This is a genomic window from Campylobacter mucosalis (assembly GCF_013372205.1).
Taxonomy (GTDB): domain Bacteria; phylum Campylobacterota; class Campylobacteria; order Campylobacterales; family Campylobacteraceae; genus Campylobacter_A; species Campylobacter_A mucosalis.
Genome location: NZ_CP053831.1, coordinates 1,234,861 through 1,249,552, shown reverse-complemented (window position 1 = coordinate 1,249,552; position 14,692 = coordinate 1,234,861). Strand labels below are relative to the sequence as shown.

General features: G+C 35.5%; 20 protein-coding genes. All 20 read left to right on the top strand.

What is annotated here, in order from left to right; translation table 11 throughout:
- Positions 1-7 precede the first annotated feature (7 nt).
- The 20 genes from CMCT_RS06560 (at position 8) to CMCT_RS06465 (ending at position 14,689) form a co-directional block, all read left to right on the top strand.
- Positions 8-475 (top strand): DUF3972 domain-containing protein, encoded by a 468-nt coding sequence (locus CMCT_RS06560; RefSeq protein ID WP_034969295.1) that lies wholly within the window; start codon positions 8-10, stop codon positions 473-475.
- Entirely contained in the window at positions 468-791 is a 324-nt protein-coding gene (locus tag CMCT_RS06555) for a hypothetical protein (RefSeq protein ID WP_034969298.1), read from the top strand. Before CMCT_RS06560 ends, CMCT_RS06555 begins: the two co-directional genes overlap by 8 nt.
- 57 nt (positions 792-848) lie before the next feature.
- Positions 849-1,163, top strand: a complete 315-nt coding sequence (locus CMCT_RS06550) for an ArsR/SmtB family transcription factor (protein ID WP_034969301.1) — start codon at positions 849-851, stop codon at positions 1,161-1,163.
- Between the two features lie 65 nt (positions 1,164-1,228).
- On the top strand, positions 1,229-2,455 hold the full coding sequence (locus CMCT_RS06545; RefSeq protein ID WP_176325075.1) for an NADH:flavin oxidoreductase/NADH oxidase family protein: 1,227 nt from the start codon (positions 1,229-1,231) through the stop codon (positions 2,453-2,455).
- 44 nt (positions 2,456-2,499) lie between these two features.
- Complete coding sequence (glyQ, locus tag CMCT_RS06540; RefSeq protein ID WP_034969383.1) at positions 2,500-3,354, top strand: glycine--tRNA ligase subunit alpha; 855 nt, start codon at positions 2,500-2,502, stop codon at positions 3,352-3,354.
- 12 nt (positions 3,355-3,366) lie between these two features.
- Entirely contained in the window at positions 3,367-4,089 is a 723-nt protein-coding gene (locus tag CMCT_RS06535; protein ID WP_034969303.1) for a Nif3-like dinuclear metal center hexameric protein, read from the top strand.
- Between the two features lie 15 nt (positions 4,090-4,104).
- Positions 4,105-4,818 carry a zinc ribbon domain-containing protein gene (locus CMCT_RS06530; protein WP_034969306.1) on the top strand — a complete coding sequence of 238 codons (714 nt, stop codon included), beginning with the start codon at positions 4,105-4,107 and terminating at the stop codon, positions 4,816-4,818.
- Positions 4,815-5,963, top strand: a complete 1,149-nt coding sequence (waaA, locus tag CMCT_RS06525; RefSeq protein ID WP_034969308.1) for a lipid IV(A) 3-deoxy-D-manno-octulosonic acid transferase — start codon at positions 4,815-4,817, stop codon at positions 5,961-5,963. The genes CMCT_RS06530 and waaA overlap by 4 nt, the downstream gene beginning before the upstream one ends.
- Positions 5,947-6,699 carry an RluA family pseudouridine synthase gene (locus CMCT_RS06520; protein ID WP_034969310.1) on the top strand — a complete coding sequence of 251 codons (753 nt, stop codon included), beginning with the start codon at positions 5,947-5,949 and terminating at the stop codon, positions 6,697-6,699. Before waaA ends, CMCT_RS06520 begins: the two co-directional genes overlap by 17 nt.
- A gap of 63 nt (positions 6,700-6,762) precedes the next feature.
- Positions 6,763-8,103 carry a signal recognition particle protein gene (gene ffh / locus CMCT_RS06515; protein ID WP_034969311.1) on the top strand — a complete coding sequence of 447 codons (1,341 nt, stop codon included), beginning with the start codon at positions 6,763-6,765 and terminating at the stop codon, positions 8,101-8,103.
- Between the two features lie 69 nt (positions 8,104-8,172).
- Positions 8,173-8,400 (top strand): 30S ribosomal protein S16, encoded by a 228-nt coding sequence (gene rpsP / locus CMCT_RS06510; protein WP_034969313.1) that lies wholly within the window; start codon positions 8,173-8,175, stop codon positions 8,398-8,400.
- Positions 8,400-8,642 carry a KH domain-containing protein gene (locus CMCT_RS06505; protein ID WP_034969314.1) on the top strand — a complete coding sequence of 81 codons (243 nt, stop codon included), beginning with the start codon at positions 8,400-8,402 and terminating at the stop codon, positions 8,640-8,642. Before rpsP ends, CMCT_RS06505 begins: the two co-directional genes overlap by 1 nt.
- On the top strand, positions 8,635-9,165 hold the full coding sequence (rimM, locus tag CMCT_RS06500) for a ribosome maturation factor RimM (protein WP_034969316.1): 531 nt from the start codon (positions 8,635-8,637) through the stop codon (positions 9,163-9,165). The genes CMCT_RS06505 and rimM overlap by 8 nt, the downstream gene beginning before the upstream one ends.
- 3 nt (positions 9,166-9,168) lie before the next feature.
- Positions 9,169-9,870, top strand: a complete 702-nt coding sequence (gene trmD, locus CMCT_RS06495) for a tRNA (guanosine(37)-N1)-methyltransferase TrmD (protein ID WP_034969318.1) — start codon at positions 9,169-9,171, stop codon at positions 9,868-9,870.
- Positions 9,867-10,223, top strand: a complete 357-nt coding sequence (gene rplS / locus CMCT_RS06490; RefSeq protein ID WP_034969322.1) for a 50S ribosomal protein L19 — start codon at positions 9,867-9,869, stop codon at positions 10,221-10,223. The genes trmD and rplS overlap by 4 nt, the downstream gene beginning before the upstream one ends.
- Positions 10,224-10,343: 120 nt before the next feature.
- Positions 10,344-10,715: a ComEA family DNA-binding protein gene (locus CMCT_RS09600; RefSeq protein ID WP_051654901.1), complete on the top strand. Its 372-nt coding sequence runs from the start codon at positions 10,344-10,346 to the stop codon at positions 10,713-10,715.
- A 134-nt stretch (positions 10,716-10,849) separates the two neighbouring features.
- The gene (locus CMCT_RS06480; protein WP_034969325.1) at positions 10,850-12,910 is read left to right on the top strand and encodes an ATP-dependent helicase; all 2,061 of its coding nucleotides are present in this window, start codon (positions 10,850-10,852) and stop codon (positions 12,908-12,910) included.
- Complete coding sequence (truB, locus tag CMCT_RS06475) at positions 12,907-13,725, top strand: tRNA pseudouridine(55) synthase TruB (protein ID WP_034969327.1); 819 nt, start codon at positions 12,907-12,909, stop codon at positions 13,723-13,725. The genes CMCT_RS06480 and truB overlap by 4 nt, the downstream gene beginning before the upstream one ends.
- Complete coding sequence (csrA, locus tag CMCT_RS06470) at positions 13,719-13,949, top strand: carbon storage regulator CsrA (RefSeq protein WP_034969330.1); 231 nt, start codon at positions 13,719-13,721, stop codon at positions 13,947-13,949. The genes truB and csrA overlap by 7 nt, the downstream gene beginning before the upstream one ends.
- Positions 13,946-14,689 (top strand): 4-(cytidine 5'-diphospho)-2-C-methyl-D-erythritol kinase, encoded by a 744-nt coding sequence (locus tag CMCT_RS06465; protein ID WP_034969332.1) that lies wholly within the window; start codon positions 13,946-13,948, stop codon positions 14,687-14,689. The genes csrA and CMCT_RS06465 overlap by 4 nt, the downstream gene beginning before the upstream one ends.
- Positions 14,690-14,692 lie beyond the last annotated feature (3 nt).

Here is a 14,692-nt window from a genome sequence, read left to right as displayed (position 1 = left end):
AGAGTAAATGCAGACTTTTTTAAAGATTGATGAGTTTTGTAAGCTGGTTCATTTAGAGCGTGAGGTCATTGAGGGGATGATTGAGCGTGGCGTTTTAAACACTCGCACCGATGATGGTGAGATTTACATTGAAGCTAGTCAAGGCACGATGAGTGTTGTACCGGCGACCACTTCAAATTTAAGTGTAAATATGAACGCACTGCCGGGCGAGAGTTTTGTTGAAAAGACGATTGGCACGATTTTAAATTTACACGAAAAGGTACTTGACGCAAAAGATGAAACGCTTGAAGTGCTTAGAAACGAGAATAAATTTTTAAAAGAGGCACTTTACTCTATGCAAGAGCTTTACGATGAGGATAGAAAGACCATTGAAACGCTCACAGCCCAGTTAAAACACTCACAAGATGAGGTTGAGTTTTTAAAACGTAAGTATAAATTAATGTGGAATAAAGCGGTTGAAAATTTTAATGGATAAAGTTTTAGAAAGCTCGTTTGCACACGTCGTGGATGACGAGATAGAACGCATTTTTTTACAGATTAATGGCGATTGGTTTGCGGTTTTTATTAAAGACGATAGTTTAAATTTTTACCCTTCAAGCGACCCTATAACTCTTGATTTAGAGCTTAAAAGATTGCCTATTATCACGCAGTTTGAAGGGCTTGTGATAGATGAATTAAACGAGATTGAAAATATCGGCTTTGAGATAAATTTTACCGATAAAAGTTTGGTTTTTAAAATTTTATCAAATAGCTTAAAAATCGGCGTTACAAACTATATTTATAAAATTTGACTTTTTTGTTTGTTTGCTGATATAATGCGTTTAAATTTTTAAACATATGGACTTAAAATGAGTTTAGAAACTATGAGAATTTTAAAAGAGTGCATACCGACTTTTTCGGTTTTAAGCGATGAAAATCGCCACAAAATTTTAAATTTGCTATTTTTAAACGGCAAAATGAATGTAAATGAGATAACAAGCAATCTTCATCTATCTCGTCCAGCTATCTCTCATCACTTAAAGCTTATGCTAGACGCAGGACTTGTAAGCGTTGAGCAAATTGGCAAAGAGCGTTATTATAATGCAAATTTTGAGCATTCTTACGAACTTTTAAATGAGCTTTTAAAATCAATAGAGATAAATTGTAAGCCATTAAAAGCTTAAAAATTTAAGTTAATTTTTTGAACAATTAGTTTAAATTTTTAAACTTATAAACATAAAGGATAAAAATGCAAAATTTACTAAACCAACCACTCGTTTTAAAAAATGGCATAACCATCAAAAATCGCCTTTTAAAAGCGTCAATGAGTGAGCAGTTAGCTATAAATAACAAACCAAGTCAAACGCTTACAAATTTATATAAAATTTGGGCTAATGGCGGTGCTGGGGTATTAATTACTGGCAATGTTATGGTTGATAAGAGTGCGCTCGGTGCAAAAGATGATGTTGTGCTTGAAAACGACGCCGATTTAGAGCTATTTAAAGCGTGGGCAGAGGCTGCAAAACAGAATGATACAAGGGTGATAATGCAGTTAAATCATCCGGGCAAACAATCTCCAAAATTTCTGTCAAAAACACCAGTTGCGCCAAGTGCTTTGCCACTTTCAAATGGGCTAGAAAAGCTTTTTAATACGCCAAGAGAGTTAAGTATTGATGAGATAAAACAGATTATTAAACGCTTTGCTAATAGTGCAAAGCTCGCAAAAATAGCTGGTTTTGACGGGGTGCAAATTCACGCCGCTCACGGCTATTTAATCAGTCAATTTTTATCTGCATTACATAATCAAAGAAGCGATGAATACGGCGGTAGCTTAGAAAATCGTATGAGGTTTTTAACCCAAATTTATCAAGCTATAAAAGATGAGGTAAAAGATGATTTTATCGTTTGTTTAAAGCTAAATTCAGCCGATTTTCAAAAGGGTGGTTTTAGTGAAGACGAATCCCTAAAAGTGGCAAAAACTATGGCGGACTTAGGCGTTGATTTTATAGAAATTTCAGGCGGAAATTACGAAGCCCCAGCAATGCTTGAAGGCACAAAAGATAGCACAAAAAAACGCGAAGCCTACTTCTTAGATTATGCTAGAAAATTTAGACAAATTTGCGATACCACGCTAGTTATTACAGGTGGTTTTCGCTCACAAAAAGCGATAAATAACGCTCTAAATAACGGCGAACTAGACATAGCTGGTGTTGCAAAGCCGTTTGCACTTGATAAAGATTTTGCTTTAAAAATACTTAATGACCCTGAGTTTAATTTACAAATAAATGAGCCAAAATTTGGTATAAAAAAGTTAGATGATATGCTATTTTCAGCTGTTATTATGTATTGGTATATGGAACAAATGAAGCGTTTATCTCAAAATTTAGACCCAAATCCTAAGCTTGGTTTATGGCGTGTTCTTTTTAGTAGTATTTATCAAAATGGCTTAAATGCTATTAAAAAAGTAAGGGCGTAATAAGAAAATTTTTGATAAAATCCGCCAAAAAAAGGATAAAAATGATAACTTTTTCAGAGATTATTTTAAATTTGCAAACCTACTGGCAAAAGCAAGGTTGCGTCATTTTACAACCCTATGATATGCCAGCTGGTGCTGGCACTTACCACCAGGCTACATTTTTAAGAAGCTTAGGCTCTAAACCTTGGGCGACAGCTTACGTCGCACCGAGTCGTCGTCCAACTGACGGCAGATATGGTGAAAATCCAAACCGCCTAGGTGCTTACTATCAGTTTCAAGTTTTAATCAAGCCAAGTCCAGAGAATATCCAAGAGCTTTATTTAAAAAGCTTAGAGAGTCTTGGACTTGATCTTAAAAAGCACGATATCCGCTTTGTTGAGGATAACTGGGAAAGCCCGACTCTTGGTGCTTGGGGACTAGGCTGGGAGGTTTGGCTTGATGGTATGGAAGTTACGCAATTTACCTATTTTCAGCAAGTAGGTGGTATCACTTGTGAGTTAGTTTCTGGCGAGATTACATATGGTCTTGAACGCCTTGCTATGTATTTACAAAACAAAGATAACGTATATGATATCATTTGGGATGATAAAAACGGCGTTGTAACTTATGGCGACGTGCATAAACAAGGCGAGTTTGAGTGGAGCAAATACAACTTTGAAGTAGCAGATACAAATATGCTTTTTAATCAATTTGAAAACGCATTTAACGAGTGCAAACGCTGCCTAGACGCCGAACTTTCGCTACCTGCATATGATTATTGTATGTTATCAGCACACACTTTTAACGTCCTTGACGCACGTGGTGCGATAAGCGTAACGCAAAGACAAGACTATATTTTAAAAATTCGTGAGCTTGCCAAGGCGTGTGCAACGTGCTATCTAAAATCGCAAGAGAAGTGATGAAAAGAAGTTATGAGAATTGCTGAAATTTATAAAATTTTAGATGAAATTGCCCCATTTGAAAATCAGGAGCCGTGGGATAATAGCGGACTTATCGTGGGCTCTTTAAACAGCGAATTTGAGCGAGTTTATCTAAGTCTTGATATTGACACTGATTTAGCAGATTTTATAAGTCCAAATTCACTCATCATCACACACCACCCGCTTGTTTTTAAGGGGCTAAAAAGCATAAATTACGATAAATATCCAAGCAACATAATCGCAAAATTAATCGCAAAAAATGTAAGCCTAATCTCAATGCATACAAACTACGATAAACACGTTCTAAACGAGTATTTTGTGCGTGAAATTTTGGGTTTTGAAATTTGTAAAAAAGATGAATTTTTAATATATTGCGATGTTAAAATGAGCTTTACTGAACTTGTTAATTTAGTAAAAAACCGCCTAAATTTGGCACAAATTCGTGCTGTTTTTGCAAAAGATGATATAAAACGTATAGCCGTTTGCACAGGTAGCGGTATGGATTTGGCGAGTTTAGTTAGGGCTGATGTGTTTTTAACAGGCGACATAAAATATCACGACGCACTAACTTGCAAAGAAAATGGGTTAAATTTAATAGACCTAGGACATTATGAGAGCGAGTTGTATTTTGGGGCATCATTGGCAAAATATTTGCAAAATTTTAAAATAGAAGTTATAATCACGAATTCAAAAAATCCATTTACGTATCGTTAAATAAAAAGGAAAGAGATGAATAAATACCTAAGTCAGCTAATAGAACTTGCAAAGTTTGATAAAGAGATAGACGGCTTTGTGCCTAGAATTGAGAGTGTTGAGCGAGTTTTAAGGGCAAGTAAGCAGGAATTTAAAGACATAAGCGAACAAATTGCAAAAATTGATGAGGATTTAGCCGAGTTAAAAGTGCAAAAATCAAAGACAAATGCCCATATCGTGGAGTTTGGCACAAAAATCAAGGATGTTTCTAAAAAGAGTGGCTCTGCAAAAACGGAAAAAGAGATAAAAGCTCTAAATTTAGAAGAAGAGATCGCAAAAGAACAGCTTGAAGCAGCGAACGAAGAGATAGCCAGACTTGAAAAAATAGAGACAAGTAAGGCTGAGCAAAAGAGCGAACTTAGTGCTAAATTAGATGAAATTAGTGCAAAATTAAGCAAAGTTGAGGCTGAGATTAGTTCTGAAATTTCAGCCATTGAAAAAGAGCGTGCAGAGGTTTATGCTAAAAAAGACAAACTTGTTGGCGAGGTAAATCAAAAGATTCTTACATTTTATGAAAAAATACGCAAATGGGCGTTAAACACAGCTGTTGTGCCAGTTAAAAAACAGGCTTGTTATGGTTGTTTTATGCAGATAAATGACAAAACTTACTCAGCAGTAATCAAGGGCGAGGATATCATCACCTGCCCACATTGTGGTAGAATTTTATACAAAGAAACTGAGGCAAATTGATAATAATCTACTACATTCTAGCCCTGATAGCGTGGATTTTCGGGGCTATTTTTCTACTATTTTTTAGCCTAAAAGATAAATATAAAATTTCAATCCCAGCTAGATTTTTTCTCTTTAAAAATCCGCCCCCAAAGCCATCAAATGTGCATTTTCACGCTTGTAGCTTTGGCGAGATTAGAGCGTTAAAGCCAATTTTAGAGCAGTTTGATGATAGATTAGTCTCAGTAATTACCAAAACTGGTTTTGATGAGGCAAAAAAGATCTGTTCTAACACTCGCTTTTTGCCTTTTGAGATTTTTTTACCTTTTTGGCTTAAAAAGAGCGAAATTTTAGTCATTTTTGAAGCCGAGCTTTGGCTTATGCTTGTGTTTTTAGCAAAGCTAAAAGGCACAAAAGTCATCTTGATAAATGCTAGAATTTCAGACAGAAGCTATCCAAGATATAAAAAATTTAGCTTTTTTTACCGCTATTTGTTTAAATTTATTGACAAGGTTTTCGCCCAAAGTCTGCTTGATAAAGAGCGTTTAGAAAATTTAGGTGCAAAAAATGTCGTAGTAAGTGGCAACATAAAATCAGCCTTTTTGCCAAAACAAACTAAAATTTATGCTAAACCAAAAGAGCGGATGATAGTGTTTGCTAGCACCCATAAAAACGAAGAAACAATGCTTTTAGAAAATATCACTTTAAGCCAAAATGATAAGCTAATCATCGCACCACGCCACCCTGAGCGTTTTAGCGAGGTTGATGAAATTTTTAGTGCCTTTGCAAAGAAATTTGATTTTAGCTACTCAAAATTTAGCCAAAGTGAGAATTTTAACACAAAATGTATCTTAATTGATAGCTTGGGCGAACTTATTAATATCTATGCAATTAGCGATATAGTCGTGCTTGGCGGTAGTTTTGTGCCAAACGTTGGAGGGCATAATCCAATTGAGGCAGCACAATTTAAAAATATGATAATAAGTGGTAAATATATTTTTAACCAAAAGGCCCTTTATAGCGAAGTTTTAGGTGTAAAATTTATAGAGCCAAATGAGATAAATGAAGCTTTAAATGGGGATTATAAGCAAAGCACGCTTAGGCAAATTGGCAGTGCAGACGAAATTTTAAAAGAGATTAGGGGGAGCTATGGAGAAAGCCTATAAAATTTTAGCCCTTCAAGAGGGTATTTCAAATAACGACGCAAAGGATTTAATTGATAGTGGTTTAGTTTATGCAAAGGGGCAAAAGGTCGTAATAGCAAGGGCTTTAATGAGCGAGAATACAAAATTTAGTGTGCAAAAACTACCAAAGCCAAGCGTGATTTTTGAAGATGAAAATTTAATCGCCGTTAATAAACCAGCCTTTATAACTAGTGAAAAAATTAGCGAAATTTACAAAACCCCGCTTTTGCACCGCCTTGATAAAGAAACGAGCGGTGTTTTGGTGCTTGTAAAAAACGATGAGTTTGCAAAACAAGCGATAAATGAGTTTAAAAAAATGGCAGTTAAAAAGGTCTATGTCGCGGCGGTTCGTGGTATTTTAAGCGAAGAAGTGAGCGTGAATGAGCCGATTTTAACGATAAAGGGCAAGGGTGGTGCAACATCAAAAATTTCACCAAACGGCAAAACAGCAACAAGCCACATAACACCGCTTATGGTTGTTGGAAAAAAAACGCTTTTAAAGGTTATGATTGATACTGGTAGGACACATCAAATCAGGGTGCATTTAGCAAGTCTAAATTTGCCAATAATTGGCGATGAAAAATATGGCAAAAATAGAGCAAATCGTATGTTTTTGCACGCTTACGAGATAGAATTTTTAGGTTATAAATTTCGCTCATTTTTACCAGATGAGTTTAACTCTCTTGGCTTTGAAATTTCAAAAAAATTTGAGATTTAAAGAGTGATAAAGAAAAAATTTTGTAAAATACGCCCTTTAATGAGAATTTTAGAAAGGTAGCTCGTGTTTGAACAAATCAGCGAATCATTTAGACTAGCCCTTAGTAAGGTGCGTTTTGTTGATGATGAAAAGGCGTTAAAAAACGCTATGGACGTGCTAAAAAAGGCACTTTTAAAAGCTGATGTTCATCATAAAGTTACAAAAGATTTGCTCTTATCAATTGAAAGTGATATGAAGCAAAAAAGTATCGGTCAAAAGCAGTTTTTAGACGCAATTAAGTCAAATTTAACGCAAATTTTAACGGCTCCGGGTAATCAAGGTTTTGTTTATGCGTCAAATGCTCCAACTATCGTGCTTATGGCTGGACTTCAAGGCTCAGGCAAAACGACAACCACGATAAAACTAGCAAATTACCTAAAACTTCGCAAAAAAAAGGTGCTAGTTGCGGCGTGTGATTTACAGCGTTTAGCGGCAGTTGAGCAGCTTAGACAGCTTTGCGTGGCAAACGAGATTGAGCTATTTTTTATTGAAAATGAAACAGATCCGATTAAGGTTGCAAAAGAGGCTTTAAACAAGGCAAAAAGCGGACTTTATGATGTGCTTTTAGTAGATACTGCTGGTCGTTTAGCTATTGATGAAGCTTTGATGAGTGAGATAAAAGATGTTAAAAACACGATAAATCCGCACGAAATCTTTTATGTGGCTGACGCTATGAGTGGTCAAGATGGCGTAAAATCAGCTGCGAAATTTAATGAAATTTTAGGCATAAGTGGCGTTATTTTATCAAAATTTGACTCTGACAGCAAAGGCGGTGTGGCGATTAGCATAGCAAAACAGCTTGAAATCCCACTTCGTTTTGTCGGCACTGGTGAGAAAGTTGCCGATTTAGAGAGCTTTATCCCTGATAGAATTGTTAGTAGAATTATGGGCGAAGGCGATTTGGCGACTTTGGTTGAAAAAACGAGTGCGATAATTGATGAAAAAGAGGCAAAAAGGCTAAATCAAAAGATCAAAAAGGGTCAGTTTAATTTTAATGACTTCTTAGAACAAATGGAGAGCGTTAAGAAGCTAGGCTCTATGAAATCACTACTTGGTATGATACCGGGTCTTGGAAATATGGCAAATCAGATAAAAGATATAGACCTTGAAAATTCAAAAGAGATAATTCACATAAAAGCGATGATAAACTCAATGACAAAAAAAGAGCGTGAAAATCCAGAGCTTTTAAACAACAGCCGAAAACGCCGTTTGGCAGCCGGTGCTGGATTAAATCAAGTTGAAGTAAATCGCTTTTTAAAGCAGTTTGAAAATGCTTCAAAACTGGCTAAGAAATTTTCGGGTAAGGGCGGAGCACAGGGACTTGCAAATTTGCTAAGCCAAGCAAATATAAATAGACCTAGATAGGTTTAACTTTGAGCGTTAAAACGCTTAAATTTAAGCCTTATTTATAAAATTTAACAAGGAGAAAAAGATATGGCAACAGTAGTAAGACTAACTAGAATGGGACGTAAAAAAAGACCATTTTATCGTGTAGTTGTAACAGATAGCAGAAAAAGACGTGATAGTGGCTGGATAGAGAGTATCGGCTATTACAACCCTATGGTTGAGCCAGAGATTGTAAAGATTGACGCTGAGAGATTAGCTTATTGGAAAAGCGTTGGTGCTAAATTAAGCGATAGAGTCGCTCAAATTACTAAATAATGGTTGAAAATTTTTTACACGAATACGCGAAGCTCATCGCTGATTACCCAGAAAAAATCAAGATTGAGCGTGTTGAGCTTGGCGAAAATTTTGTAGAAGTTATAATTTACGCTGATAAAGTTGATACAGGTAAGCTCATCGGCAAAGATGGCAAGATGATAAATGCCATAAAAACCGTTATTATAGGATGCAAAGCAAAAGACGCTACAAGTTACAGAGTAACGGTGAAATCAATTGAATAGCGAATTCGTGCAGGTCGCTACTCTTGGTAAAAGTGTCGGGCTAAAAGGCTATTTAAAGCTTCACAATAAGAGCGATTTTATAGAGCAGTTTAAAAAAGATAGTAGATTTTTTGATGAAAAAGGTGCGGAGTTTGTCATAAAACATTTTGATAAGACAAACTCAACCGCTCTTTTTTATGGCTTTGAAAACGTAGATTTAGCCAAAACCCTTACGAACAAGACGCTTTATACAACAAAAGAGCTTACTAGAAAAAGTTGTAAGCTTAAAAAAAATGAGTATTTTTACTTTGATATCATCGGGCTTAATGTCGTTGAAAATGACGAAATTTTAGGTGTCGTAACCGATATAGATGACACCACAAGCAACCACCTTTTAGAGGTAAAGACTGCAAAAAATTTGGTGGATTTAAAACTTGCAAAGCACTTTTTTATCCCTTACGTTGATAATTTTATCGTTAGTGTAGATTTAGATTTAAAGCAAATTTCTGTAAAAAATTCCAAAGCGATACTTGAAAATTCCTAGCTTATGAAATTTAGCTTCGTAACACTCTTTTGTGAGCTTATTAGCCCATATTTTAGCCACTCAATTTTATCTCGTGCAAAAAATGCGAACCTAATAACCACTGATTTTATAAACCCACGCGACTTTTCGCTTGATATACATAAAAAGGTTGATGAGTATATGATTGGCGGTGGTGCTGGACTTTTAATCGCTCCGCAACCGCTAAATGACACCCTAAATTTTATAAAATCTACAAACAAATCTACTCATTTTGTATTTTTAACCCCAGTTGGTAAAAAATTTAGCCAAAATGACGCCAAAAGACTTGCTAAAAAAGAGCATATTTGCTTTGTTTGTGGCAGATATGAGGGCATTGATGAGCGAGTGATTGAGAAGTGGGCGGACGAGGTTTTTAGTATTGGCGATTTTATTTTAACTGGTGGCGAGCTTGGTGCGTTGTGCCTTGCTGACGCCATTTCACGCAATATTAAAGGCGTTTTGGGTAATGATGAGAGCCTTGAAGTTGAGAGTTTTGAGGATGGAATTTTAGAGGCTCCGTCCTTTACAAAACCAAATGTTTTTGAAAATTTTAGTATCGTTTCAGAGTTTTTAAAGGGAAATCACGCTAAAATCCGAGATTTAAAAAACGATATGGCTCGTTGCAAAACGAAGTTTTTTCGTCCTGACTTATATAAAAAACTAAGCTCAAACAAGGAAAAAATATGAGAAATAAATATATTCAAGCATTTGAAGATGCTCAAATTGCAAGCAAAAATGTGCCTGATTTTCGTGCAGGAGATACACTTCGTGTTGCTATCCGCATTAAAGAGGGCGATAAGACTAGAATTCAGAACTTTGAAGGTATCTGCATAGCTAGGCGTGGCAGTGGTACTGGCGAGACGTTTATTATTAGAAAAATAGGTGCAAACAGCGTTGGTGTTGAGAGAATATTCCCTATTTATAGCGAAAGTATTGAAGAAATCGCTGTTTTAAGACGCGGTCGTGTTCGCCGTGCAAAACTATTCTACCTACGTGATTTACGTGGTAAAGCGGCTAAAATTCGCGAGTTAAGAAAATAATTTTTAAGACCCACTTTTGGGTCTTTTTGCTCAATTATTACTACATTATCTATTTATATACTTTTCGTTTAAAATTTTCAAATACAATCAGACCTTTAAACCAATCCAAAAGGATAAAAAATGAGAAAAATTTTAGTTGCTAGTTTGTTGGCAGTATCATCTTTGTTTGCAGTTGTAAATATCAACACAGCTACAAAAGAAGAGCTTATGAGTATAAGTGGTATAGGCGAAGCAAAGGCTGACGCTATCATACAACATAGAAAAAACACTCCATTTAAAAGCATAGACGAGCTAAAAAATGTAAATGGTATAGGCGATAAAGTGTTTGACAAAATTAAAGGCGATGTTTCAACAGCAGGAAAAACAAGTATAGACACAGACGCTATAAAAAATAAAAAAGATAAAGCTCAAAAAAGTATCGATAAGAAAAAATCTGAGCTAAAAGATAGTGCAAAAGAAGCTAAAAAATTAAAAGACGAGCTTAAAAAATAATCCAACTTAACCCCAAAATTTGGGGTTAAACTTACTTAAAGTAAATCATTTTTAAATACAACATCTAATCCTAATCAACTTTTTAAGATTTTTTGGTTAAAATCTAATATAAATTCCAACAAAAAAAGTAAAATATGCAAGAATTATTAAAAACATTAAACAGTTCACAACAAGAGGCAGCTACTCACATAGACGGACCAATGCTCATACTGGCTGGTGCTGGAAGTGGCAAAACAAAGACGATAACAACGCGCCTAGCTTATCTTATCGGCGAAGTTGGCATAGATCCATCAAATACGCTAACTCTAACCTTTACAAACAAAGCGGCAAACGAGATGAGAAGCAGAGCTATGGCAATGTTATCAAGCAAAAATTATACACCATTACTCTGCACGTTTCACAAATTTGGACTTTTGTTTTTGAAATTTTATATCGATCGTTTGGGTAGGAAAAACAATTTTATTATCATTGATACGGACGATAAAAAGCGCATCATTAAGAGCTTTGAAAGCCCTATATCAACCTCCGCTTTATCAAACGAAATATCAAATTTTAAAAATTTACTCATTGGCGTTGATGAAGTCTTAAGTAACTCAAGGTTGTTTAATGATAGTCAAAATGATGGCTACTACGAGAAAGTGGCGTTGATTTATAAAAAATACGAAGAGTATATAAAGGAAAATAACCTAGTTGATTTTGATGATTTGCTTGTTTTGACCTATAAAATTTTAGACGCTGATGAGAATTTGGCTAGGGAAATTTCAAATAGATACAAATACATAATGGTCGATGAGTATCAGGACACAAATGATTTGCAGTATAAACTCCTGCGTAAGCTTTGTATGACGCACGAAAATATATGTGTAGTTGGAGATGATGATCAGAGTATTTATGGTTGGCGTGGGGCTAGGGTTGAAAATATTTTAAATTTCAAAGATCGGTTTAAAGATACAAAAGTTATTCGTCTGGAGCAAAATTATCGTTCAAGTACTCAAATTTTAAAAGCAGCAAACGAGCTTATCGATCACAACAGGGGAAGACTTGGTAAAAATTTAATCAGTGTAAATGGCGACGGAAGCGATGTTGGCGTTATAGAAAGCCTTGATGAGAGCATAGAGGCAGCAAAGATAGCAAAGCAGGTAAAACAGCTACTTTCTAGCGGAGTAAAGGCTGCTGACATTGCCGTTTTATACCGCATAAACGCACTATCTAGGTCGCTTGAAGAGGGGCTTGCAAAAGAGGGCATACCTTATAAAATGGTTGGTGGTGTCAAATTTTACGAGCGTGCCGAGATTAAAGATGTGATAAGCTATTTAAGGTTAGTTATTAACGAGCACGATGATTTTTCGCTAAAACGTATCATAAATAGACCAAAGCGTGGTCTTGGCAAAGTGAGCCTTGAAAAGCTTGAAAAACTCGCGTATGACGCTAAAATTTCGCTCTTTAGTGCGATTACAAATATAGATGAAAACGACGAAGTCTTTGGTAAAAAAATCAAAAGCTCATTAATGGAATTTGTAGCTGGAGTTAGGAATTTGCAAGGCGTGGAGTCGCTTTTTGAGTTGATAGATAAGCTTGAGGATGGTTTTGGTATCAAAAAATACTACGAAAGTTTACCAGATGGCAGTGAAAGAGTGGCAAATATTGACGAATTTTACGCAATGATTAAAGATCAGATAAAGCAAAATCCAAGCTTTGAGCTTGAGGAATTTTTAAATGAACTCACTCTTACAAGCGAACAAGACGGTATTAGCGATGAAGCCATAAGCATTATGAGCGTTCACGCAAGTAAGGGGCTTGAGTTTGAAAACTTATTTGTCATCGGGCTTGAGGAAGGCTTTTTCCCGCTTATTGGCGACGGAAGTGACATAGAAGAGGAGAGACGCCTCGCCTACGTTGCTATTACAAGAGCTAAGAAAAATTTGACACTCAGTTTTGCAAATTCTCGTTTTTATAAAGGCTCACGAACTAGATTAAATAAGAGCCGTTTTTTAAGCGAAGCAGGTCTTAGTGGCGGTTCGCTTGTGATTGAGCAAAGTAACGAGTATAAAAAAGGCGATTTAGTAAAGCATAAAATTTTTGGTATTGGCAGAGTGACTGCTGTGTCAAAATTTAAAAAAGAGTTTAAACTTACAATAAATTTTGGTGGCAACACAAGAGAGATAATGTCAAGCTTCGTGGAACACGCGATATGAACGCCATTTTTGTGGCAAATAAACCTATTGGACTTAGCTCAAACCAGTTTTTAAGTCGCCTAAAGCGAAAATATGGCGTTAAAAAAGCAGGCTATTCAGGCACACTAGATCCATTTGCCAGCGGCTCTCTCATCGTTGCTTTTGGCAGTTATACTAGGTTGTTTCAGTTTTTAAAAAAATCGCCAAAGGTCTACACGGCAACTATGTGGATTGGTGCTAGTAGCGATAGTTTGGATAATAAAAATATCACAAAGGTTCAGAAAATTTTGCCATTTGCACCAAGCTCTCTTGAGATAGTAAGGCAGAGTTTGCTTGGCGAGATAGATTTTATCCCGCCAAGATATAGCGCAAAAAATATAAATGGCGAACGTGCTTACAATCTTGCAAAACGTGGCGTAAATTTTGAACTAAAACAGCAAAAGATGACCGTTTTTGATATGAAAATTTTGCACTATTCTCATCCGTTTTTAACCTTTGAAATCTCTCTTAGTGAGGGCGGATATGTGCGTTCTTATGCTGAAATTTTTGCTAAAAAGCTTGGATTTGACGCGACTCTTACGATGTTAAAAAGAGAGAGTGAGGGCAAATTTAGATTTGAAAATGAGAAATTTTTAAACCCAAAAGATATCCTTGAAATAGAGCAAAACGAATATTTTGGCGATGTTTTAGATATTATTGACGGCAAAAAACTTACTGTTTTAAATTTTAAAAAGCAAGAAAAAGGGATTTATTTGTTAAATTATGATAAATTTATAAGCATAATTGAAATAGGCGATGAGATAAAATATTGTTTAAATAAGGTAGATATATGTTAATACTTTCAAGAAAAGAAAATGAAGAAATTTTGTTGGGCAACGATATAAAAGTCGTTGTTGTAGGCATCGGCAAAGGCGTCGTAAAAATAGGTATAGAAGCACCCAAAAATATGATGGTTTTACGTAGTGAGCTTGCAAATGAGATAAAGGCTAAAAACACAGAAGCAAACGTGAGCGTTGCTGACGAGAGTTTGGCTGAGCTTTCGCAGAAATTTAAAAAATGAAAAGCTTTGCAAAACTAAATATTTTTTTAAAAATTATCGGTACTCGTGGCGACTATCACGAAATCGTATCAAGATTTGTGCTATTTAAAGAGTTTTTTGATGAGATTGAGTTTAAAAGGGCTGAAAATTTTGCGATTGATAGCAACCAAAATATAGAAAATAATATCATACTAAAGGCGAAGAGTGAGCTTGAGAAAGCTGGGTTTAAGCCAGAGCTTGATGAGTTTTTTAAATCTCACAAAATAGTTCTTAAAAAAAATATCCCAATGGGTGCTGGACTTGGCGGTGGAAGCTCAAATGCAGCTACATTTTTGCTAATGATAAATGAAGAGCTAAATCTCAAGCTATCACGCGAAGAGCTTTGCAAAATAGGTGCCAAAGTAGGATCTGACGTACCGTTTTTTTTAAGTGGTTTTGAGTCAGCAAACGTAAGTGGCGTAGGCGAAAAAATAGTAGAATTTAGCGACACTATCCCTAATATTGACGTTTTTACGCCAGATATTTTTTGCTCTACGCCGTTAGTTTATAAGGAATTTAGAGCAAATTTTATGCAAAATATAGATTTAAATTTGACAGATAAAATTAAAAGTATACCAAGCACAGAGCTACTTCAAAGCTACAAAAATAGCCAGTTAAACGACCTTTACGCTCCTTGTTTTAAAATTTATAAAGATATGCAAAAATATTCTGATAAATTTTTAAGCGGTAGCGGTAGTAGTGTGTTTTGTGTAAGGAGCTAGAGT